17 protein-coding genes and 1 tRNA gene are annotated in these 21,004 nt (G+C 70.9%); 5 read left to right on the top strand and 13 right to left on the bottom strand.

Features of this window, described 5'->3' with window-relative positions:
• Positions 1–23: 23 nt before the first annotated feature.
• Entirely contained in the window at positions 24–3,989 is a 3,966-nt protein-coding gene (locus tag HPS36_RS13800; protein WP_173230590.1) for an ATPase, T2SS/T4P/T4SS family, read from the bottom strand.
• A gap of 107 nt (positions 3,990–4,096) precedes the next feature.
• On the opposite strand from HPS36_RS13800, the gene HPS36_RS13795 reads away from it, so the two are divergent.
• Positions 4,097–4,795: a DUF1405 domain-containing protein gene (locus HPS36_RS13795; RefSeq protein ID WP_173230589.1), complete on the top strand. Its 699-nt coding sequence runs from the start codon at positions 4,097–4,099 to the stop codon at positions 4,793–4,795.
• 49 nt (positions 4,796–4,844) lie between these two features.
• Complete coding sequence (locus tag HPS36_RS13790; protein ID WP_173230588.1) at positions 4,845–5,159, top strand: nucleoside triphosphate pyrophosphohydrolase; 315 nt, start codon at positions 4,845–4,847, stop codon at positions 5,157–5,159.
• A gap of 197 nt (positions 5,160–5,356) precedes the next feature.
• Here the strand turns inward: HPS36_RS13790 and HPS36_RS13785 are convergent.
• From HPS36_RS13785 to HPS36_RS13775, 3 genes are all read right to left on the bottom strand, one after another.
• Positions 5,357–5,429, bottom strand: a tRNA-Arg gene (locus HPS36_RS13785).
• 52 nt (positions 5,430–5,481) lie between these two features.
• Positions 5,482–5,757 carry a Sec-independent protein translocase subunit TatA/TatB gene (locus HPS36_RS13780; RefSeq protein WP_173230587.1) on the bottom strand — a complete coding sequence of 92 codons (276 nt, stop codon included), beginning with the start codon at positions 5,755–5,757 and terminating at the stop codon, positions 5,482–5,484.
• A gap of 154 nt (positions 5,758–5,911) precedes the next feature.
• A complete protein-coding gene (locus HPS36_RS13775; RefSeq protein ID WP_235681714.1) occupies positions 5,912–6,706 on the bottom strand; it encodes a hypothetical protein in 795 nt (264 codons plus the stop codon).
• 281 nt (positions 6,707–6,987) lie between these two features.
• Here HPS36_RS13775 and HPS36_RS13770 point away from each other — a divergent pair, with 281 nt between their 5' ends.
• Positions 6,988–7,458 (top strand): redoxin domain-containing protein, encoded by a 471-nt coding sequence (locus HPS36_RS13770; RefSeq protein WP_173230585.1) that lies wholly within the window; start codon positions 6,988–6,990, stop codon positions 7,456–7,458.
• A 33-nt stretch (positions 7,459–7,491) separates the two neighbouring features.
• On the opposite strand, the gene HPS36_RS13765 is transcribed toward HPS36_RS13770, so the two are convergent.
• The 4 genes from HPS36_RS13765 to gyrB all read right to left on the bottom strand — a co-directional run bounded on the left by HPS36_RS13765 (position 7,492) and on the right by gyrB (position 14,439).
• A complete protein-coding gene (locus HPS36_RS13765) occupies positions 7,492–9,519 on the bottom strand; it encodes an AMP-binding protein (RefSeq protein ID WP_173230584.1) in 2,028 nt (675 codons plus the stop codon).
• 47 nt (positions 9,520–9,566) lie between these two features.
• The gene (locus tag HPS36_RS13760) at positions 9,567–9,944 is read right to left on the bottom strand and encodes a hypothetical protein (RefSeq protein ID WP_173230583.1); all 378 of its coding nucleotides are present in this window, start codon (positions 9,942–9,944) and stop codon (positions 9,567–9,569) included.
• Between the two features lie 83 nt (positions 9,945–10,027).
• Positions 10,028–12,526 carry a DNA gyrase subunit A gene (gene gyrA, locus HPS36_RS13755; protein WP_173230582.1) on the bottom strand — a complete coding sequence of 833 codons (2,499 nt, stop codon included), beginning with the start codon at positions 12,524–12,526 and terminating at the stop codon, positions 10,028–10,030.
• A complete protein-coding gene (gene gyrB / locus HPS36_RS13750; RefSeq protein ID WP_173230581.1) occupies positions 12,523–14,439 on the bottom strand; it encodes a DNA topoisomerase (ATP-hydrolyzing) subunit B in 1,917 nt (638 codons plus the stop codon). The genes gyrA and gyrB overlap by 4 nt, the downstream gene beginning before the upstream one ends.
• 181 nt (positions 14,440–14,620) lie before the next feature.
• Here gyrB and HPS36_RS13745 point away from each other — a divergent pair, with 181 nt between their 5' ends.
• Complete coding sequence (locus HPS36_RS13745) at positions 14,621–15,832, top strand: iron-containing alcohol dehydrogenase family protein (RefSeq protein WP_173230580.1); 1,212 nt, start codon at positions 14,621–14,623, stop codon at positions 15,830–15,832.
• 10 nt (positions 15,833–15,842) lie between these two features.
• Here HPS36_RS13745 and HPS36_RS13740 read toward each other — a convergent pair whose 3' ends face one another.
• From HPS36_RS13740 to HPS36_RS13720, 5 genes are all read right to left on the bottom strand, one after another.
• A complete protein-coding gene (locus HPS36_RS13740; RefSeq protein WP_173230579.1) occupies positions 15,843–16,223 on the bottom strand; it encodes a nuclear transport factor 2 family protein in 381 nt (126 codons plus the stop codon).
• Positions 16,207–17,400: a potassium channel family protein gene (locus HPS36_RS13735; protein ID WP_173230578.1), complete on the bottom strand. Its 1,194-nt coding sequence runs from the start codon at positions 17,398–17,400 to the stop codon at positions 16,207–16,209. Before HPS36_RS13735 ends, HPS36_RS13740 begins: the two co-directional genes overlap by 17 nt.
• Before the next feature lie 77 nt (positions 17,401–17,477).
• Complete coding sequence (locus HPS36_RS13730) at positions 17,478–18,023, bottom strand: hypothetical protein (protein WP_173230577.1); 546 nt, start codon at positions 18,021–18,023, stop codon at positions 17,478–17,480.
• Positions 18,024–18,055: 32 nt separating this feature from the next.
• Positions 18,056–18,994 carry a methenyltetrahydromethanopterin cyclohydrolase gene (gene mch / locus HPS36_RS13725; RefSeq protein ID WP_173230576.1) on the bottom strand — a complete coding sequence of 313 codons (939 nt, stop codon included), beginning with the start codon at positions 18,992–18,994 and terminating at the stop codon, positions 18,056–18,058.
• Positions 18,995–19,399: 405 nt separating this feature from the next.
• Positions 19,400–19,909: a hypothetical protein gene (locus HPS36_RS13720; protein WP_173230575.1), complete on the bottom strand. Its 510-nt coding sequence runs from the start codon at positions 19,907–19,909 to the stop codon at positions 19,400–19,402.
• Positions 19,910–20,209: 300 nt separating this feature from the next.
• Between HPS36_RS13720 and HPS36_RS13715 the strand changes: the two genes are divergently transcribed.
• Positions 20,210–20,965: a DUF726 domain-containing protein gene (locus tag HPS36_RS13715; protein WP_173230835.1), complete on the top strand. Its 756-nt coding sequence runs from the start codon at positions 20,210–20,212 to the stop codon at positions 20,963–20,965.
• Positions 20,966–21,004: the final 39 nt, after the last annotated feature.

The raw sequence follows: 21,004 nt of genomic DNA, 5'->3' as shown, positions 1-21,004 counted from the left end.
CGGCCCTCACGAGGAACACGGCGTCACCCGTCCTCCGCGGGCTCGACGGCGTCGAACCCCCATTCGTCGATGTCGTCGCCCGTTCCGTCGTCAGCCTCGTCGGGGTCGTCCCCCTGCTCGGTCTCGTCGGCATCCGCCGCTTCAGCCGCCGTGTCTGCCGGGTCAGCCTCGTCCGCCGCGTCCACCGCGTCCGGCTCGTCCGGCGCGTCCGTGTCGAACGCCTCGCTGTCGTCGGCCTCCGCGGAGGGCTGGCCCTCCACGGGCTCGGCGGCGCTGAACCCCTCGCTCACGTCGGGAGACGCGTCAGCGCCGTCGCCCGCGCCGGCGTCGGGCGGGGAGCCGGGCTCGGAGGGCCCCGCGGGCGAGGAGAGCACGTCGACGCCCTCGTCGAACGGCTCGCCGAAGTCGATCCCGTCGAGGTCGCCCGAGCCGTCGCCGGCCGCCTCGGAGACGCCCTCGAAGTCGCCGTGCGCGGGGTCCGGCGACGGCGTCCCCGAGGGGGCCGCGTCTTCCGGTTCCGCGGGCGTCCCGTCGGCATCGGCGTCGTCAGCGTCGTCCGCGTCGGTCGCGCCGGGCGCCGGTTCCGGACCGGCCGGCTCGTCGTACGCCGCGTCCGCCTCGCGGGCCGCCTCCGCGAGGGCCTCGTGGTCGCTCGCCGGGGCGGCCTCCACGTCGCCAGCATGGTTCATCTCCAGGAGGGCGTCGGCGACGGAGTCGGGGACCTGCCCGCGGTACGTCTCGAAGAGGTCCTCGGCGGACTCGAGTATCTCGGCGGCCTCCGCCTCGCCGTCCGCGTCCGGCGTCGGACGGGGGACGAGCGCCTCCTTCTCGCGGTCGACGTTGATCAGGACCGACTCCATCTCGCGGAGGTCCTCCAGCGAGCGCTCGAGCTCCTCGTTGGCCATCAGCGCGAGCACCGTCTCCGGGTCGTTGATGAACGCCTGGAACGTCGCCGCCACCTGCGCGTAGCTGTTGAGTCCGCGGTCGATGAGGTAGGCCAAGACGACCCGGCGCTTCCGCAGCTCCTCGTCGAGGGTCGCCCGGCTCCAGCCGCGGTCGAACATGATGTCTTCGAGCGTGTTCGAGTCGCCCATTTGGAGGAACTCGTCCGTCTCCGCCTGCCACTGGAACACGTCCTGAACGTTGATCTCGTCGTTCTCGGCGTCGTAGTGATTGATCTCGGTGATCGACTTGTTCCGGCGCACCTTCTTGCCCTGAACGCGGGTCGAGGTCTGGATCGAGACCAAGTCGAGCGCCGTGAACATCGTCTTCGAGACGTTGATCGGGTCGGTGGTGAACCGCTTGAGCACCTCGCCGACGGAGTCGGCGTGGAACGTGGTGTAGGTGGTGTGACCGGTCGACATGACCTGGAACGCCGTCCGGCCCTCCTCGCCGCGGATCTCGCCCATGACGATGTAGTCGGGGCGCTGGCGGAGCGCGGCCTCCAGCAGGTCGAACTCGTCGATGTCGCCCTTGTCGTCGTCCGAGAAGGAGGGTCGGGTGACGGAGGCGATCCAGTTGCGCTGCGGGAGCTCGACCTCGCGGGTGTCCTCAATGGAGACGATCTTCGCGTTCGAGGGGATGAACAGGGAGACCGCGTTCAGGCTCGTCGTCTTCCCGGAGGCGGTGCCGCCGGCGAAGATCAGGCTCTTGTGGTTCTCGATGGAGAGCCACAGGAACGCCATCTCGTCGAGCGAGAACGTCTTCCAGTTGATGAGGTCGATCGGGGTGAAGGGGACGTCGTTGAACTGGCGGATCGTGTAGTTGGTCCCGTGGTCGGACACCTCGCGGCCGAGGGTGAGCTGCGCGCGCGAGCCGTCCGGGAGCGTGGCGTCGACCTGCGGCCGGCGCTTCGAGATGCCCTTCCCGGAGCGCTGCGCGAGCTTCACGACGAAGTCGTCGAGCTCGTCGGTGCCGTGGTAGACGTTGGTGATGATCTGCTCGTACTCGGAGTGATAGACGAAGACGGGGGAGTTGTACCCGTCACAGGAGATGTCCTCGACGTTGATGTCGTACTTGATCGGGTCGATCCGCTCGTAGCCGACGAAGTCGCGCTTCAGGTAGTACAGGAGCTTCTCGACCTGGTGAGCGGACAGCGTGCGGGCGTCCTCCGCGAGCACCGCGGGCTCGGGCCGGGCGCTGATCTCCGGCGGGTCGTCGGGCTCCTCGGTCGGCGGCTCGTACCCGAGCGACTCCGCGATCCGCCCGGCGATCCCCTCCGTCGGGTCGATGCCGAAGCGGTCGACCAGCGTGTCGGCGATGCCCCGCTCGTCCTCGTCGTCCTCGTAGAGCCCGTAGCGGTCGAGGAGCGTGCGCGCCTCCTCGACGATCACCTCCTCGCGGAACGCCTCGTCGCCGCCCGCGATCGACTCGTCGGCGTACTTGATCGACGTCCGGAGCTTCCCGGTGAGGAACTCCGTGAGGTCCGTCTCGATCTCGGTGCGGTACGGCTGGACGGCGTAGTACTTCGCCTCGTTCTCCTTCCGCGACCGGAAGACGATGACGAACGCGTACGGCTTGTTCACCCAGTAGCGCTCCTCCTCCCGGAAGTGGGTCTTCTTCTGCATCGGCACCGCCTTCTCCAGGTCGTACCGGTTCGTCAGCGTGGTGTGGCCCTCGTCGGTCGAGAAGAACGCGTCCTCGTCGACCTCGGGGTTCACGTCCACGGTCCGCTCGTCGACGAGGTCGGCGAGCTCGGCCGCGGCGCTCCCGCCCGCGCCGAGCAGTTCCTCGGTGCGGTCCGGGTCGAACCCGAGCGCCTCCGTCTTGTCTTCGTGGGTGAACTCCAGCGGGACCGGCTCGCCCTCCTCGTTCTCCTCGGTCGGGGGGTTCCCGTCCTCGTCGAGGAAGAACTCCTCGCGGTAGTTCTCCCACGTGTAGTACCCCTTCAACACCGGGACCGAGTACGGGTCGTAGCGGGCAGCGCACATGTCCCAGAGGACGTCGCCGACCGCGGCGGCCGCGCGGAACCGGTAGTCGGTCTCGCTCGGGTCGAACCCCAGCAGCGTCGCCGGGTCGAACTCGACCCGGTCCCACTCGTCGGGGGTCGGCGCGCGCGAGGGCACCGACTCGACGCCGTCGCCGGGCGCGACGACGACCCCCGAGACGCCCTCCCGACCGACCGGACGGTCGAAGACGGTCTCCGGGCCGGCGTCAGCGGGTTCGGCCGTCCCGGAGTCGGGATCTCCGCCGGCGTCCTCGTCGCCGTCAGCAGTTGGGGCATCGCTCTCCTTAGCGTCGTCTTCCGGGGCGTCTTCCGCGTCTTCCGGGGCCGCCGAGTCCGCGTCGCCATCGGCCTCATCCGCGTCGTCCGCTTCGTCTACATCGTTCGCCTCATCCGCGTCGGACTTCGTCTCGTCCGCGTCATCGGCCTCGTCCGTCTCTCCGCCGGCTCCGTTGCCGTCCGCTGTGTCGTCCTCGCGCTCGCCGGCCTCGACGGGGTCGGGCGTCGGCGGCGCCGCCACCCGCTCGCCGGTCGGCACGACGGCGGCGCCGCGCAGGACCACGGCGTCCGGGCCCACCACGAGCGTGCCTCGCTCCGGGGTGCCGTGCCCGGGGACCTCGGTCTCGCCGTCCGCCTCGAAGGGTTCGTCGACGCCCGCCGCGCGGACCACGTCGCTCGCGCCGTTCGGGAGGTGGAGCGCGACGGCGTCCGCCGGGACCGCCGGCGCGTCCGGCACGTCGGCGTAGACGCGCTCCGCGGCCGCCTCGTGTCCCCGGTCAGTCAGCAGCGACCGCCACGTGTACCGATCGGTGACGACCGGGGAGCCCGCGCTCGTCTCGTCTCGCTCGGCGTCCTCCGGGCGGTCGAGCGATTCCTCTCGCAGGTCGCCGGGGTCCGCACGCACCGCCGACTCGACCTCGCCCCCGTCCGCTTCGGTCGGGTCCGCGTCCGGGTCCGTCGCGTCGGACTCGGCCGCGTCGGACGCCGATCGATCGCCCTGGGGGGCGGATCGGTGGGCGGACCGCTCGGCGTCCTCGTTGGCCATAATCGCGAGAACGGTGCGTCCGTTGAAAAAGGTGTCTCGCTAAACACCGTGATTGATAATCGTCGGCGACGGGCGGATTTTAGGCCCCCGCGCACCGACCGGGTAGCGTGTCCCGCGCCGAACGGCTCCGACGGCTTCGACGGCTCCGCAGCCCGGCGGTCAGGCGGCGCGTCCGGGCGGCGATAGCGGCTGAGCTGCTCGGGAGCCCGCGGAGCCTCGCCGTCGTCTGCGCGTTCACCGCGTTCATGGTCGCGGTGGGGGTCGCGTACTACGCGCCGACCGCGGGCCAGGTGCCGGTCCCACTCTGGCCGCTGTACGCCGACTCGGCGGTCGCGGTCGCGCTCGGCGGTGCCGTCCTCGCGAGCCTCGTCGCGACCGTTCGGCGCGGCGGCGACGTCACCGCGGACGCCCCGGCGTCGCGGCCGCTGGCGTACCTCCACACGCTCGCGTTCGTCTGGCTGGTCACGTTCGGCCTCTGGCCGCTGGTCTCGCTGAACCTCGCGTTCGGCGAGTACGTCGCCGCGCCCGACGCCTGGATCTACTACTGGGGCGTGATCGGCACGCACCTGCTGTTCGTGGGGCTCGCGCTGCTGTTCCCGGTGTTCGGCCGCACGACGCGCGGCGCGCTCGCGACGGCGCTGACGCTCGGCGTCGCGAACGTCGTCCTCGACTACGGGCTCGGCTATCACCCGCCGCTCCTGTACGAGCCCGGGCCGCTGCTGGCGGCCGCGACGCTGGCCATCGCGGTCGGAGCGGTCGCGCTCGCGGCGCGGTCCTTCCCGCGGCTGAGCGAGGACGCGGGCTGAGAGGCGGGCCGGACCGGAACGTCAAATGAGCGGGGACCGATCGGTCGACATGGCCGAGGAATACGACAAACTGGTCCGAGACGAAATTCCGGAGATCATCGAGGCGGACGGCGGGCGAGCGCAGACGCACGTCGCCGGCGAGGACGAGTACGCGGACCGGCTCGCCGCGAAGCTGGCCGAGGAGACCGCGGAGTACCGAGAGAGCCGCGATCCGCGGGAACTGGCGGACGTACTTGAGGTGGTCCACGCGCTCCGCGAACTGAACGGGCTCACCCCTGAGGAACTGGCGGAACTACGGGCGGAGAAGGCCGAGCGACGGGGGCGGTTCGACGAACGGATTGTCCTCGAACGGGTCGAGGAGTAGTCGTACGCAATGGGTTACCGGCTGGCACAGCGGGATCCACGCGAGACGAACTAGGTGAGTCTCGCTATCGGGTTCGAATCCACGGCCCGCTACTGCGCACTTCGTTCGCAGGTAGCGGGCACGGCGGGATCCACGCGAGCGAACGCAGTGAGCGAGCGTGGAGCCAGTCACGCCCGTGACTGAGCGAAGCGAAGTCACGGGCGCGACGGGATTCGAACCCGCGATCGAGAGGTTAGGAACCTCTCGCCCTGTCCGCTAGGCCACGCGCCCAGAACGGGTGGAGAAAACGGTACGGCGGGGATCGGTCGGCGTCGGGGCCGGCTTACGCGCTCGTTTCCTTTTCGGTCTCGGTCTCCAGCTCGTCGAGGTCGTCGTCCTCGTCGTCGAGCGTCGAGTCCGCGCTCTTGCCGTCCTGCATGTCTTTCAGCTCCTCTTCGACCTGTTCGCGGCCCTTCTTGAACTCACCCATCGCCTGGCCGGTCGACCGAGCGAGCTTCGGGATCTTGTTCGCCCCGAACAGCAGGACCAGCACGAGCAGGATTATGAGGAGTTCCGGCCCCGCCGGAATGCCGCCGATCAGTGGAATCGCACTTATCATCTCTGTCTCGCTGTAGCCCTGTGTCGATTATAGTCTTTTTGCCTCGTCGGGTCGTCGCACGGCGCCTCGCCCGGCGCGACGGGCCGAGCGGAGGGCGTCGTCGCTCGGGCGTCGATCGGCCGGCAAATGGTCGTCCGCACGCGAATGGACCGAGTCAATCGGGGCGAGCGAGTTGCGCGAAGTACCAGTCGCCGTCGTAGCGGACGAGCGGGGCGACGCCGTCGTCCGTCGAGACGGCGTCGACGACGGCCGCGAACGGGTCGGAGAGCGGCGGGGCCTCCGCGTGCTCGGAGTCGATCGCCGCGTCGAGGACCGCGCGCTGGTCCTCGGTCGGGTTGTCGAGCGAACGGCCGCGCTCCTCGCCGACGGCCTCGCGGAAGCCGCGCTGCGACGAGGCGACGCGGTCGGCGCGGACGGCGACGGTCCGCACCTCGACCGACCGCTCCTCCTCGAACGAAAACCGGAGGAGTTCGCCGTCCCACGCGACCCGCTGACCGTCGTTCTCGGGGACGAAGCGGGAGCGCTCCCGCCGCTCGGCGGACGGGTACGCGAAGGTGACCTCGAACGGCGGGTAGTGTGGCGCGTGGACGAGCGACGCGTCGCCGAGCGCGTCGAGGACGGTGTCGCGGTCGTGGGCCGGCAGCTCCGCGAACGACGTGCTCTGCGGGGGACCGAACAGGAACGAGTCGAGGTCGTCGACCGCCACCGTGTACGCGTAGCCCGGCGCCGAGACGGATCGGACGGTCTCCGTCGCGATCCGGTAGTACTCGGGGTCGTCGGTGACGACGTACGGCGCCGAGACGTCGGGGCCGTAGTACCCGTCGACGGTGCCTTCCTCGCCGCCGATCGCGGTCCTGACGGCGGCCCGCCCCGCGTGCCCGACGGCGTCGACCGGGGTGCTGAACTCGTTCGAGACGCCGACTGGCGAGGCCTCGTCGAGTCGCAGCACCGTCCGCGAGCGACCGTCGTCCGCCGAATAGTCCGTGAGACAACCTGACAAGCCGGTCAGCGATGCGGTTGCGGTCAGCAGCGCCACTTGTCGACGGGAGGGGCCGCGTGGAGGGCGGGACATCGGCGGCCCTTCGTCGGGGGCGCACTTGATTCCGTCCCCGAGCACGGAACGCGCTGCCCGGGCTGCCGACTGGAGGCAGGCAGGAGGTGGGGAGTGCGGGATTCCGGCCCGGGTTCCGCCGTCGAAACGGTGATACGCCCGGCCGACGAGGTGCCGGTATGTCAGACGTCGGCGACGACGCCCCAGACTTCACCGGATCGCTCGTGGACGGCGACATCGCGCCGTTCGAACTCTCCGACCACCTCGGCGACGAGCCGGTCGTCCTCGCCTTCTTCCCGGCGGCCTTCTCGAACACCTGTACCGACGAGATGGAGGCGCTCCGCGACGGGTTCGACCGCGACGACTGTACGCTGTTCGGCGTGAGCACCGACCTCCCGCACGCGCTCGGCGCGTACCGGGCCCAGTACGACCTCCCGTTCGCGCTGGTCGGCGACCCCGACCACCGCGCGATCGAGGCGTACGACGTGATCGAGGACTTCGAGCACTACGGCGTCGAGACGGTCGCGCAGCGCGCCGTGTTCGTGATCGACGCGGACGGGACCGTGACGTACCGCTGGCTCGCGGACAACGCCGGACAGGAGCCGGACTACGACGAACTGGCCGCGGCGGTTGCGGACGCGAGCGCCTGACGGGCGCGACGCCCGGGTCGGCGCGGGCCTCGCTCAGGCCGGATCGCGGAGCGAGTCGAGCGCCTCGGGGTTCTCCATCGAGGAGAGGTCTCCCGGGTCCTCGCCGACGTACACCGACTCGATCGCGCGGCGGATGATCTTCCCCGACTGCGTCTTCGGGAAGGCGTCGACGAACAGCAGCTCGCGCGGCCGGAACGGCTTGCCGTGTTCGTCGCCGACCAGCGCGCGGAGCTCCTCGCGGAGGTCGTCGCTCGGGTCGACGCCCGGTTCGAGCACGACGTACGCGACGACCGCGGTGCCGGTGGTGTCGTCGGGCACGCCGACCGCAGCCGCCTGGTTGACCGCGTCGTGGTCGATGAGGACGCCCTCTATCTCTGCCGGACCGACCTTCCGGCCCGCGACGTTCAGGGCGTCGTCGGCGCGCCCGTGGAGGAACCAGAAACCGTCGTCGTCCTTCTGCGCGAAGTCGCCGTGGTCCCACAGGTCGGGCCACGTCGACCAGTACTCCTCGAGGTAGCGCTCGTCGCCCGACCACAGCGACTTCGTCATCGAGGGGCAGGAGTCGCGCGCGACGAGGTAGCCGCGATCGCCCGACTCCCTGACCGACTCGCCGGTCTCGTCGACGATGTCGATGTCCATCCCGAGCCCCGGGCCGCCGAGCGTACAGGGCTTCAGCGGCTGGTTCGGCATCGGCATGAGGAAGCAGCCGCAGATCTCCGTGCCGCCGGAGATGTTGATTATCGGGCACTCCCCGCCGCCGACGGCGTCGTGGAACCACCGCCACGACTCCGGGTCCCACGGCTCGCCGGTGGAGCCCAAGATCCGGAGCGAGGAGAGGTCGTGGCCCTCGACCCACTCGTCGCCGTGTTTACGGAGCGCGCGGATCGCGGTCGGCGAGATGCCGAACTGCGTGATCGAATGCCGGTCGATCATCTCCCAGAAGCGGTCCGGCTCGGGGTGGTCGGGCGCGCCCTCGTACATCACCACCGTCCCGCCGAACGCGTGGTTGCCGATCAGCGTCCACGGGCCCATCATCCAGCCGATGTCGGAGACCCAGAAGAACCGGTCCGCCGGCTTCTGGTCGAAGCCGAAGTGGATCTCCTTCGCGCACTGCGTGAGGACGCCCGCGTGGGTGTGGACGATCCCCTTGGGCGTCCCCGTCGTCCCCGAGGAGTACAACAGCATGGACTCCTGGTCGCTCGAGAGGTGCTTCGTCTCGTAGGTCGCCGGCTGCGAGCCGACCGCCTCGTCCCACGTCCGGTCGCGGTCGTCGTCCCACGGGACGGGATCGGCGTCGGTTCCGCCGTCACTGTCGCCGGCCGGCGTCGCCCCCAGCCTGTCGTACACGACCACCCCCTCGACCTGCCCGGCGTCGGCGATCGCGTCGTCCGCGGTCCCCTTCAGCCGGACCCCGTCGCCCCGTCGGTAGAACCCGTCGCCGGTGAACAGCACCGCGGGCTCCGCGTCGTCGATCCGCGTCGCGGTCGCCTCGCGGCCGAAGCCGGAGAAGATCGGGACGGCGACCGCGCCGACCTTCAGGCACCCGTAGAGGATCGAGACGACCTCAGGCACCATCGGCATGTAGAGGCCCACCGTGTCGCCCGTCTCGATCCCGGCCTCCGTCAGGTAGTTCGCGACGCGGTCGCTCTGCCGGCGGAGCTCGTGGAACGTGACCTCGCGGACGTCGCCCGGCTCGCCCTCCCAGATCAGCGCGACGCGGTTGCGGTTCGGGGAGTCGACCGCGGCGTGGCGGTCGACGACGTTGTGCGCGACGTTGATCTCCCCGCCGGGGTACCAGTCGGAGAACTGCGGGCCCTCCGCGTCGTCCCGAACGGCGTCGTAGTCGGCGTAGAAGTCGATGTCGAGGTAGTCGACGATCTCGTCCCAGAACCAGTCGACGCCGGACTCGGGCTCGCCCGGGACCTCGGAGGTGGTGCGTTCGATGAGCGCCTCGTAGTCGTCGATCCCGTACTCCCGCATGAACGCGGCGACGTTCGTCGACTCGGCGAACGCCTCGCTCGGTTCGTGTACGACCTCGTCTATCCCCTCGTACTCGTCCATCTTGCCCGGTGATTTTCGCGGCGACAGTAAGTAACTTTCCTGAAGGACTACCGCGGCTCGGCGCACTCGCCCGCGACCTCGACGACCTCGGCGTCGACCGCGATCACCCCGTCGTACAGGGCGCAGGTGCCGGCGTCCCACGCGAGACGCCCCTCCCAGTCGGAACCGGTCACCGCGGCCTCGTGTCGGCCCGCCGCGCCCACGGTGACCTCGAACGCGCGGGCGACCCCCGGCTCCACGCGGTCGGACTCCTCGGCGTAGGTCGACCCGTCGTCGCCCGCGACGACCACGTCCACGTCCACGGGAGCGTCGCCGTCGTTGCGGACCGTGAGGTCGAGTCGGCTCGGCTCGGGGTCGCCGAGACACCCGGCCGCCGCGGCGGCCAGCGCGCCGGCGCTCGCGGCGAGGAGGCTCCGTCGTTCCATGCTAGCCGGTGGTCGGGGCGGGACTTCAACCCCGCACACCCCAGCGGTGTGAACCCGCGAAGAGGAAGTCGGTGTCCGTTCCGCTATTCGTCGTCGCTCTCCTCGTCGTCACCTTCGTCGTCCGCGGCCGCGTGGACCGACTCGGGGACGATGTCGACGGAGGCGACCTCGTCGTCGGGGTCGAGGTTCATCACGATGACGCCCTTCGTGTTGCGGCTCACCGTCGATATCTCCTCGACGCGGGTCCGCATGATCTGCCCGGCGGCGCTCATCGCGACGAGGTGGTCACCGTGGGTGACCGCCTCGATGGCGACGACCTCGCCGTTGCGGTCGCCGGTCTTGATGTCGACGAGGCCCTTCCCGTTCCGGGACTGCGGGCGGTACTCGTCGAGGTCGGAGCGCTTCCCGTACCCGTTCTCCGTGACGGTGAGCACCCAGTTGTGATACTCGTCGTCGATGGCGGCAACGCCCGCGACGGCGTCGCCCTCGCGGAGGTCGATGCCGATTACGCCGCGGGCCGTGCGGCCCATCGCGCGGGCGTCCGACTCGTCGAAGCGGATCGCCATCCCGTCGCGGCTCCCGATGACGATGTCGCGCTCCCCGTCGGTCACCTCGACGTCGACCAACTCGTCGCCGTCTTCCAGCCGGATCGCGCGGATCCCGGTCGACCGGATGTTACCGAACTCCTCGACCGCGGTCCGCTTGATGTACCCGTCGCGGGTGACCATCGTGAGGAACTCGTCATCGTCCAAGTCCTCCGTGTTGACCACCGACTCGATCTCCTCGCCGTCGTCCAGATCGAGGAGGTTGACCGCGGACTTCCCGCGGGCCGTGCGGGACATTTCCGGGATCTCGTAGGTCTTCAGCTCGTAGATCTGGCCGTGGTTCGTGAAGACGAGGAGGTAGTCGTGGGAGTTGGCCGCGAACACCGAGGAGACGCGGTCGCCCTCCTTGAGCCCGGTGCCGATGATCCCCTTGCCGCCGCGGTTCTGCGCGCGGAACTCGTCGAGGGGCATCCGCTTGATGTAGTCGTCCTCGCTCATCACGACGACCTGCTCTTCTTCCGGGATCAGGTCCTCGTGGGTCACGTCGCCCGCGTCTTCGATGAAGCTCGTGCGGCGCTCGTCGTCGTACTCGGCCTTGATCGCCTGCAGCTCGTCGACGATCACCTGGTCGAGCTCGTCGGGGTCCGAGAGGATGGTCTCCAGCCGCTCGATACGGGCCTTGACTTCCTCGTACTCTTCCTCGATCTCGGCCGTCTCCATCGACGTGAGCGAGCCGAGCTGCATCCGGACGATGTGGGCCGCCTGCGCCTCGGTGAAGTCGAACGCCGACTCCAGCGCGGCCTTCGCGGCGTCGCGGTCGTCGGAGTCCTGGATCGTCTCGACGACGCTGTCGACGTTGTCGAGCGCCTTCAGCCGCCCTTCGAGGATGTGCGCGCGGTCCTCGCGCTCGGCGAGCTCGTGCTCGGAGCGGCGGCGCACGACCTCGCGCCGGTGGTCGACGTAGTGTTCGAGCGTCTGCTTGAGGTCGAGCACCTGCGGCGAGCCGTCGACTAAAGCGAGGTTGATGACGCCGAACGTGCGTTCGAGGTGGCTCTCAAGCAGCTGGTTTTTCACCACGTCCGCCATCGCGTCGCGCTTCAGTTCGACGACGATCCGGATCCCGTCGCGGTCGGACTCGTCGCGGAGGTCGCGGATCCCCTCGATGGCGCCCTCGTTCACGTCCTCCGCGATGCGCTCGACCAGCCGCGACTTGTTCTGCTGGAAGGGGAGCTCGCTGATGACGATCCGGCCCTCCTCCTCGTCGACCTCGAACTCCGCCCGGACGCGGATCCGGCCGCGACCGGTCTTGTACGCCTTGTGGACCGCGTTCCGCCCGACGATGTTCGCGCCGGTCGGGAAGTCCGGCCCCTTGACGTGCTCCATCAGGTCCTCGACGCTCGCGTCCGGGGTCTCGATCAGCTCGACGGTGGCGTCGACCACCTCGCCGAGGTTGTGCGGCGGGATGTTCGTCGACATCCCGACGGCGATGCCCGACGAGCCGTTGACGAGCAGGTTCGGGAACGCGGCCGGGAGCACCTCGGGCTCCTCCAAGCGGTCGTCGTAGTTCGCCTGGAAGTCGACGGTGTCGCGCTCGATGTCCGCCATGAGCTCCTCGGCGATGGGGGACATCCGGGCCTCCGTGTACCGCATCGCGGCCGGCGGGTCGCCGTCGACCGAGCCGAAGTTCCCCTGCCCGTCGACGAGCGGGTAGCGCATCGAGAAGTCCTGAGCCATCCGCGCGAGCGTGTCGTAGATGGCGCTGTCGCCGTGCGGGTGGTAGTCACCCATCGTCTCGCCGACGACGGAGGAGGACTTGCGGTGCGCGGAGTTGCTCGTCACGCCCGCCTCGTTCATCGCGAAGAGGATGCGGCGGTGGACGGGCTTGAGCCCGTCGCGCACGTCGGGGAGCGCCCGTCCCGCGATGACGGACATCGCGTAGTCGATGTACGACTGCTCCATCTCGTCTTCGATCCGCGCGTTCGTCACCTGCGCGGCGCGTACGTCGCCGGGGTCGGCGTCTGGCGTCTCCGAGCTCATATGTCCACCCACTCCGCCTCGGTCGCGTGCTCCTTGATGAACTGCTTGCGCGGCTCGACCGCGTCACCCATCAGCACGTTGAACATCCGGTCCGCCGCGGCCGCGTCGTCGATGGTGATCCGCTTGAGCCGGCGGTTCTCCGGGTCCATCGTGGTGTCCCACAGCTGGTCGGGGTTCATCTCGCCGAGCCCCTTGAACCGCTGGACCTGCGTCGGGTTGCCGTCGCACTCCTCCTCGACGATGCGGTCGCGCTCCGCCTCCGTCATCGCGTCGTACGTGTTCCCGCGGTAGCGGACGCGGTACAGCGGCGGCTGGGCCGCGTACACGTAGCCGGCCTCCAGGAGGGGCTTCATGTGGCGGTACAGCAACGTGAGAAGCAGCGTCCGGATGTGAGCGCCGTCGACGTCGGCGTCCGTCATCAGGATGATCTTGTTGTACCGGACGTCGTCGATGTCGAACTCCTCGCCGATGCCCGCGCCGATCGCGGTGATCAGCGCGCGGATCTCGTCGTTCTCCAGAATGCGGTCGAGGCGGTGTTTCTCGACGTTGAGGATCTTCCCCTTCAGCGGGAGGATCGCCTGGTTCTCGCGGTTGCGCCCCTGCTTCGCCGAGCCCCCGGCGGAGTCGCCCTCGACGACGAACAGCTCCGCCTCCTCCGGGTCGCGGGTCTGACAGTCGGCGAGCTTCCCGGGTAAGGCGGTGGATTCGAGCGCCGACTTCCGGCGGGTGAGCTCCTCGGCCTTCTTCGCGGCCTTCCGAGCGCGCGCGGCCTCGGCGGCCTTGTGGACGACCTTCTCCGCCGTGTCCGGGTTCTCCTCGAAGAAGGTGCCGAGCTTCTCGTGGGTCGCGGACTCGACGACGCCGCGCACCTCGCTGTTGCCGAGCTTCGTCTTCGTCTGCCCCTCGAACTGCGGGTCGGGGTGTTTCACCGAGACGACCGCGGTGAGGCCCTCGCGCACGTCCTCCCCTTTGAGGTTCGCGTCGAGGTCGTCGACGAGGCCGTGCTCGTTGGCGTAGTCGTTGACCGTCCGGGTGAGCGCGGTCTTGAACCCGGTGAGGTGGGTGCCGCCCTCGCGTGTGTTGATGTTGTTCGCGAACGCGTGGACGGAGCCCTGGAGCTCCTCGGTCGCCTGCATCGCGACCTCGACGTGGACGCCGTCGGTCTCGTCCTCGAAGTAGATGACCTCCTCGTGGATCGGCGAGCGCGTCTCGTTGAGGTACGCGACGAACTCGCGGATCCCGCCGTCGTACTTGAACGTCTCCGCAGTGTCGTCGCGGTCGTCGACGAGCCGGATCTCGACGCCGGAGTTGAGGAAGGCGAGCTCGCGGAGCCGGTTCGCGAGTGTCGACGTCTGGAACTCCGTCGTCTCGAATATCTCCGCGTCCGGCCAGAACCGGATCTCCGTCCCGGTCGACTCGCCGCCGTCCATGTCGCGGACGCGCTCGAACCCGTCCTCCGCGGGCTCGCCCCCGGCGAACCGGTGGCGGAAGACGCCGCCGTCGCGCTTGACCTCGACCTCCAGACGCTCGGAGAGCGCGTTGACGACGCTGACGCCGACGCCGTGGAGCCCGCCCGAGACCTGGTACGACTTTGAGTCGAACTTCCCGCCGGCGTGGAGGACGGTCAGGATGACCTCCAGCGCGGGCCGGTCGTACTCCTCGTGTGTGTCGACCGGGATCCCGCGCCCGTCGTCGCTGACGGAGACGGAGCCGTCCTCGTGGATCCGCACCTCGATCTCCTCGCAGTACCCCGCGAGCGCCTCGTCGATGGAGTTGTCGACGACCTCGTAGACGAGGTGGTGGAGCCCTCGACCGTCCGTGGACCCGATGTACATCGCCGGTCGCTTACGGACGGCCTGTAGGCCCTCGAGGACCTGGATTTGGCCGGCTCCGTATTCACTCTGCTCTGACATAGGAACTTACTACCGCTAATCGCTGTCGGCTTATAAAGCCGGCGCACGCGCGCGGGCGTGAGCGACGCCCCGGACGAACCGAGGAGACGCGATCGGCACCGCCGACGGACCGAGGAGACGCGCCGGAGTGTGGGTAGCGTTCCCACAGTTACAAGCCGCGTCCCCGCGTACCGATCGCCGAATGTTACCGATCGCGGACTCCTTCGAACACGTTCACCGCGGCTGCGAGATCCGGTACGGACGGGGGCGAATCGCCGACCTCGGGGGCTGGCTCGCCGAGCGCGGCCTCGACGACGCCCTGGTCGTCTGCGGTTCGAACACGGGCGCGAACGACGCGCTGATGGACCCGATACGGGCCGGGCTCGGCGACCGGCTCGCCGGCGTCTTCGACGGAACCACCCCCGACAAGCGCGTCGAGACCGCCTACAACCTGCTGGACGCCCGGGCCGAGGTCGGGGCCGACGTCCTCGTCGCGGTCGGCGGCGGCGCGAGCCTCGACGTCGCGCGGCAGGCGACGCTGCTCGCCGCCGACGGCCGCGACCTCGACGACCTCCGCGACGACGCGGAGGCGGGGGCGGAGGCGCTCGGCGACCTCGCGCCCGAGAGCGGTCCGGCGGTCCCGTTCGTCGCCGTGCCGACGACGTTCGCGGGCGCGGACGTATCCACGGGCGGGTCGCTGGAGATCTTCTCCGCCGACGAGTCGCCGACCGGCCAGCCGGTGACCGTCAGCGGGAGCGGCGCGTGGCCGATCGCGGACGTGGCCGACCCGGCGCTGTTCGAGACGACGCCGACCTCGGTGCTGGCCGGGTCGGCGATGAACGGCTTCGACAAGGGGATCGAGACGCCGTACGCCCGCGACGCCGACCCAGTGAGCGACGCGGCCGCGGTCCACGGGCTCCGGCTCCTCTCCGACGCGTTGCCCCGCGTGGCCGGCGACCGACCGGGCGGCGAGGACGCGACGGACCGCGCGGTGGTGGGGTCGCTGCTCGTCCAACTGGACCGCAAGATCAGCGTGATCCACGCGTTCGGGCACGGGTTCGCCCGGCGCTACGACGTCCAGCAGGGCGCGATCCACGCGGTCGTCGCGCCGCACGCGCTGGCGTACCTCTTCGACGAGGTCGACGGGAGCCGCCGGGCGCTCGCGGCCGGGCTGGGGGTCCCGACCGACGGGCGCGACGACGGCGCGATCGCCGAGGACGTGGTCGAGGCGGTCGCCGACGTCCGCGACGCGCTCGACGTGCCGAGCCGGCTCCGAGACCTCCCCGAAACGGACGAGGCGGACCTCCCGGCGATCGCCGAGTTCGTCGCCGAGGACCCGCCGATGGAGCGCGCGCCGGCCGACCTCGACGCGACCGCGGCGGGGATCCTCGGCGTGTTGCGCGCGGCCTGGTGAGGGGGGGGGCTCAGTCGTCCGCCGCCGCGTACGTCTCCAGCGCGGTCAGCCGTCCGCCCGCCGCGTCGAACACGTCGACGAACGCGAACAGGACCTCGCCGTCGGCGTCGAGCAGTCGCCCGCGGACGGCCACGCCGGGGCCGGACGGGTACACGCCGTCGACCGCGTGCGTCGTGTCGGTGTTCGGCCGCTCGTCGCGCATGAACGCGACGAAGCGCTCGCGTCCCTCGAAGGTCCGGTTGGGGCGCCGCTGGACGAAGTCCGGATCGAGCAGCGACGCGAGCCGGTCGTACTCGCCCGCGTCGAGCGCGTCGTAGTAGGCCCGCGCGAGGGCAGCCGGGTCCGAAGGCGTCGCCTCCGCTCGCTCCCCGCCCTCACGCCGCGAGGGCATGGAACTCCTCCGCCGAGGTCCGGGTCCCCTTCGAGATGATCACGTCGCCGCCCCGGAGGGTGGTGTCGATGTCGGGACCGACCAGCCAGCCGTCGTCCGGGCGCCGGATCGCGAGGACGCTCGTCGAGATGTCCGTCGCGGGCACGCCGTCGACGACCGCGGTCCCGTCGAGGTCGCTCCCCGCGCCGACCTCGGTCCGGGTGATGATCTCGTCGGACTCCTGGACCGCCATCTCCACGACCGGGTGGACGTCGAGGTCGCGGCGGACCCCCTCGGTGATCGCCAGCGCGGCGTCGGAGATCTCCTCGGTCGCGACGCCGAGGTGGATGAGCCCGCGCAGCGACACCGGGTCGTCCGCCTCGGCCGCGGCGCGGAGCGTCCACGCCTCGAAGCGCGACTGGAGCGCGTCGACCTCGACCTCGAGGTTGCTCACCTCCTCCGCCAGCTCCTCGTTGTCGAAGAGGACGGAGCCGTACGCGAGGTCGACCGCGAGCTCCGAGAGGTTCTTCATCAACACGATCGAGCCGACGGCGCGTTCGAGGTCGTCGATCCCCGGTTCGGCCTCGGGCTCCGGCTCGTACGGGTCGCCGCTCAGCTCGGGGAAGACGTCCGCGACGCCGGCCTCGGGGCCGCGAAGCAGCGTCACGTCCCCCGGCTTCAGTCGGGTGGTCGGTCCGGGGTTGAGGATCCAGTCCTTGTCGCGCCGGACGGCGATGACGCGGACGCCGGTCCGCGATTCGAGGTCGATGTCGTCGAGCGTGCGGCCGGCGTACGCGGACTCGCCCGCCACGGTCCCGCGGACGAGCGTCTCGACGCCGGCGGAGAGCGCGCCCCGCATCGCGTCGGGGAGGCCGATCTCCTCGGTGACGATCTTGGCGATGTCGCCCGCGGCGTCGGCCACCTTATCGGCGGCGGCGATCACGCCGAGGACCGGCGCGAGCGTCTCCGCCTCGCTCGGGTTCCGCGCCGCGAGCATCAGGCTCATCCGGGCGCGCAGCTGGAGCACGTCCATCCGGTGTTCGAGCTCGACGACCTCGTGTGCGACCGTCGGGCTGCCGTGGAGCACCGCCGAGTACGACAGGTCGATCAGGAGCTCCGCCGTGTCCTTCATCTCGACGAGCAGGTCCTTGACGCTCGTCGGCTCGTAGCGGACCGTGCGCCCGTCGAAGCGTCCCATGCGTGACCCTCTCCGGGGGCGAGTAAAAGGCTTGTTGCGGGGGACGACGAGACGGGTCGGAGCCCGCTCTGACCGGATCAGAGCGCGTCGCCGGCGACGTACCCGTCGTCTGTCAAAGGCCCCTCCGACCGCTCCGTCGCGTCCGGGTCGCCGCCGACCGGCGCGGCGAGGTCCACGAGCGCGAGCCACCCGAGGAGGCGGGCGGCGCGGTCGCGCCACGCGGCCTCCCAGTCGGGATTGCGGGCCCTGTCGTGGCGCGGGACTCGGTCGCGGGTGGCCGCGAAGAGGTCATCGGGCGTCAGGGGGGCCTCCGGCGAGGCCTCCCGCAGCGCGGCGAGCGCCTCCGGGACGAGGAGGACCCCCTCGCGGAGCCCCTCGCGGACGCGCTCGGGGGTCGGCTCGGCGTCGGCGCGGACGAAGCCGCGCGGGGTCTCCTCGACCAGGTCGAGCGCGCGCAGGAAGGCGAGCCAGTCGTTCGCCGTCTGCCGGTCGGGGAGGTCGCGGCGCCGCCGGAGCCGCGCGCAGCAGTCGTCCGTGTCGCCCGGCACGAGCGGCACCGCCCGCTGGTACTCGCGGAGCGCGTCGAGGTCGGGCGGGGGGTCGGGGACGGGCTTGAGTCGCACGGGATTCTGGGCGGTGTGGGCGCTCGCTCGTCTCAGCGGTAGCCGAACGACTCCGCGAGCAGTTCCTCGTCGGTCTCGCCGACGGTGTAGACGGGGCCGTCGACCACGTCGACGGTGACCTGCGCCGGCGCGAAGACGCTCTCGGGCACGTCGTAGAAGTCCCAGTCCGCGTCCTCGAACACCTCCACGAAGGGCGTCCCGTACTCCTCGCCGGCGGTCGAGACGATCTCGTCGAAGCGGTCGTCGTCGCGGGCGACCTGGAGGTGGACCTCGCCGCCGTACGCGAGCGCGTCGTTCGTCCGGCCCATCGCCTCCGTCTCGTCGCGGGTCGCGGGCGCGAGCGGCGCGGACCCCGAGGCGTGGAGCACGTCCGTGGGCTCGTAGCCGATCTCCAGCAGGCGGAAGACGGCGAGCTCGGCGGCGCGGGCCGCCGTGGTGACGGAGCCCGCGGTCGAGCCGGTGGCGAACGCCGGGAGGAACACGCCGTCGGCGTCGACCTCGGCCAGCTCCGCGACCTGCTCGGCCACCGCCTCGTCGGGGAGCGCCGTCGACTCGACCGCCAGCGTGGCGAACTCCGAGGAGTCGTAGTAGCCGACGCGCTCGAACTCGGTCTCGCGGCCGACCAGCGCGCGCGCCGGCCCGGAGCCGAGCCCCTCGAAGCCGTCCTCGGTCGTGATCTCCCAGCCCGCCTTCTGCGAGCACAGCAGCGCGACCGCGGGGTGGTCGGTCGACAGCTCGACGTACTGGCGGGGCGCGCCCGCGAGCTCGCCCATCCGGGTCTGGAGGTTCGCCAGCCCGGCCGTCTGTATCTCCGCGAGCAGCAGTCCCGCCTCGACGCCGCCGGCCGCGTCGACACCGAAGTCGACGACCGTGGCGCCGTTGTCAAGCTCGTAGCCGACGACGTCCAGCTCGCCGGCGAAATCGAGCGCCTCGTCGACCAGCTCGATCGCGGTCCGGTTGATGCTCTCCATGTCCCGGCCTACTCGCTCACCGTTTAAGGCGTTTGGCTGTTCGGCTCGGGAACCTTCGTGACGCTGCGAGATGGTTCGCACAGCTGAAAGAGGCGGTGGCGCGTGCCTCCGAGTGGCCGCCGAAGGCGGCCGCGAGGAGCACGCGCGAGGGAGCCGGTGAGCGCTCGAAGAGCGCGAACCGCGAGGCTGGGGAGGAGTGAGGCTGCGGTACGGTCGCGGTCGGGCGGGACTCAAAGGGGCAGCCGGGCGGACGGCGCAGGCGATGTAAGCACCGCAGCGAGGGAGCGAACGAAGTGAGCGAGCGAGCGAGGCGCACAGCGAGCGTGCGCCGTCCGCCCGGCTGGGGCCTTGGAGGTGTTCACCGCCGAGTCGTGGTCATTAGTCCATAAGGAGACAACTACGTAGTCACCAGAAGCCGCCGTCAGAGTCGCTCGGCCCGCCGGCCTCGCCGGGGCCGGACGGGCCGCGGGGCCCGCTCGGGCGCGGGTCGGGGTTGATCGCGACGGGCTCAGACTCCGCTCGGGGGTCGACCTCGCGGCCCTCCTCGTAGCGGACGAACGAGAGGTAGAAGGGCTCGCCGCAGCCGACGCCGTCCGCGTCCGGCTCCCGATACGGCTCGTCGCCGCCCACGTCGGTGCCGCGGACGCCGTCGTGGGGGTCCCAGTCGACGCCGTCGCTCTCGCCGCAGACGAACCGGACGCCGTCGGCCTCGACCGCGTCCTCGCCGTCCTCGCCATCCTCGTCGCCGTCCGCACCGCCGTCGCCTGCCTCCGCGTCGAACGGCTCCGTCGGCGCGACGTACGTCCACCCCTCCAGCGGGTACGGGGTCACCGACTTGTCCGCGAGGTACCCCTCGCGTTCGAGCGCGACGAGCGTCCCGCAGTGGGGACAGTAGTACGTGACCGGGTAGCTCATACCCCACGTAGGGGAGCGACCGATAAACAGCCGTCGCCGCCGCGTCAGCTATTTGATCGTCCGGGGCGACGGATCGGTATCTCCTCCAACACCTCGCGGGACGGCGCCGACGACGCGGGCGGATCGACCGACCCGGGCGCGACGGAGCGCGCGCACGACGACGCGGGCGGCCTCGTCACCCGACGCCGACTCCTCTACGGCGTCGCGGGCGGCGTCGGGCTCCTCGGCGGCGGCGGCCTCTACGTCGCGAACGCGCTCGACGGCGACTTCGGCGGGTACGACGCGCCGGAGACGCAGCCGATGGTGTCGACGCGCGGGCGCCTCGACGCCGACGACCCGACCGAGCGCTCGGGGTCGTGGGGCTTCGACGGCGCCGGCTCCGTGGTCCTGTACGTCCACGGGCTGGGCGCGGACGCCGAGTCGGCGCGCGACCAGGCGTACACCGCTCGGCTCGCGCTCGCCGCGGCGACGGGCGAGGAGTCGGGGACCGACGCGGCGGCAGAGGGCGACGCCGCGGTCGACGAGGCCCGCCCGGTGATCGGCTACTCGTGGGCGTCGAACGTCGACTGGGGGCCGGCGAAGGAGACCGCCGACGCAAACGCCGTGCCGCTCGCGGACTGGCTGACGGCGTGGGCGGACGCGGACGGCCGCCCGGTCCACCTGTTCGCCCACTCGCTCGGCGCCCGCGTGACGGGGGCGACCCTTCGGGAGCTCGCGGCCCGCGGGCGGACGGGCGTCCTCGCCTCGGCGTCGCTGTTCGGCGGCGCGATCCCGGACGAGAGCGCCGCGGCGGACGGGCGGTACGGCGAGGCGATCGCGGCGCTCGACGCCCCCGTCTACAACTTCCACAGCCGGAACGACCGCGTGCTCGGCTGGGTGTACCGCGCGTCGGACCGGACCCGGGCGGTCGGCCACGACGGGCTCCCGGCGTCGGCGACCACGCCGGACGGCTACGTCGACGTCGACGTCACCGACCTGGTCGCGGACCACTACTCGTACGTCGAGCCCGAGGCGGGGTGCGTGCCGCGCGCGACCGACCGTCTCGGGCTCGAATAGTCGGCGCGCCGACGCGTCCCCGGAACCCCTTTTACGAGC

Source organism: Halorubrum salinarum (genome assembly GCF_013267195.1).
GTDB classification, from domain to species: Archaea; Halobacteriota; Halobacteria; order Halobacteriales; family Haloferacaceae; genus Halorubrum; species Halorubrum salinarum.
The sequence above is the reverse complement of the archived record's forward strand: the minus strand, read 5'-3'. Positions and strand labels throughout refer to the sequence as shown.

What these genes read in the sequence shown, in the direction of transcription:
- HPS36_RS13800 (WP_173230590.1), bottom strand. Translation starts at nt 3,989, where the DNA reads ATGGCCAACGAGGACGCCGAGCGGTCCGCCCACCGATCCGCCCCCCAG.
- HPS36_RS13790 (WP_173230588.1), top strand. Translation starts at nt 4,845, where the DNA reads ATGGCCGAGGAATACGACAAACTGGTCCGAGACGAAATTCCGGAGATC.
- HPS36_RS13780 (WP_173230587.1), bottom strand. Translation starts at nt 5,757, where the DNA reads ATGATAAGTGCGATTCCACTGATCGGCGGCATTCCGGCGGGGCCGGAA.
- HPS36_RS13770 (WP_173230585.1), top strand. Translation starts at nt 6,988, where the DNA reads ATGTCAGACGTCGGCGACGACGCCCCAGACTTCACCGGATCGCTCGTG.
- HPS36_RS13765 (WP_173230584.1), bottom strand. Translation starts at nt 9,519, where the DNA reads ATGGACGAGTACGAGGGGATAGACGAGGTCGTACACGAACCGAGCGAG.
- HPS36_RS13760 (WP_173230583.1), bottom strand. Translation starts at nt 9,944, where the DNA reads ATGGAACGACGGAGCCTCCTCGCCGCGAGCGCCGGCGCGCTGGCCGCC.
- gyrA (WP_173230582.1), bottom strand. Translation starts at nt 12,526, where the DNA reads ATGAGCTCGGAGACGCCAGACGCCGACCCCGGCGACGTACGCGCCGCG.
- gyrB (WP_173230581.1), bottom strand. Translation starts at nt 14,439, where the DNA reads ATGTCAGAGCAGAGTGAATACGGAGCCGGCCAAATCCAGGTCCTCGAG.
- HPS36_RS13745 (WP_173230580.1), top strand. Translation starts at nt 14,621, where the DNA reads ATGTTACCGATCGCGGACTCCTTCGAACACGTTCACCGCGGCTGCGAG.
- HPS36_RS13740 (WP_173230579.1), bottom strand. Translation starts at nt 16,223, where the DNA reads ATGCCCTCGCGGCGTGAGGGCGGGGAGCGAGCGGAGGCGACGCCTTCG.
- HPS36_RS13735 (WP_173230578.1), bottom strand. Translation starts at nt 17,400, where the DNA reads ATGGGACGCTTCGACGGGCGCACGGTCCGCTACGAGCCGACGAGCGTC.
- mch (WP_173230576.1), bottom strand. Translation starts at nt 18,994, where the DNA reads ATGGAGAGCATCAACCGGACCGCGATCGAGCTGGTCGACGAGGCGCTC.
- HPS36_RS13720 (WP_173230575.1), bottom strand. Translation starts at nt 19,909, where the DNA reads ATGAGCTACCCGGTCACGTACTACTGTCCCCACTGCGGGACGCTCGTC.
- HPS36_RS13715 (WP_173230835.1), top strand. Translation starts at nt 20,210, where the DNA reads ATGGTGTCGACGCGCGGGCGCCTCGACGCCGACGACCCGACCGAGCGC.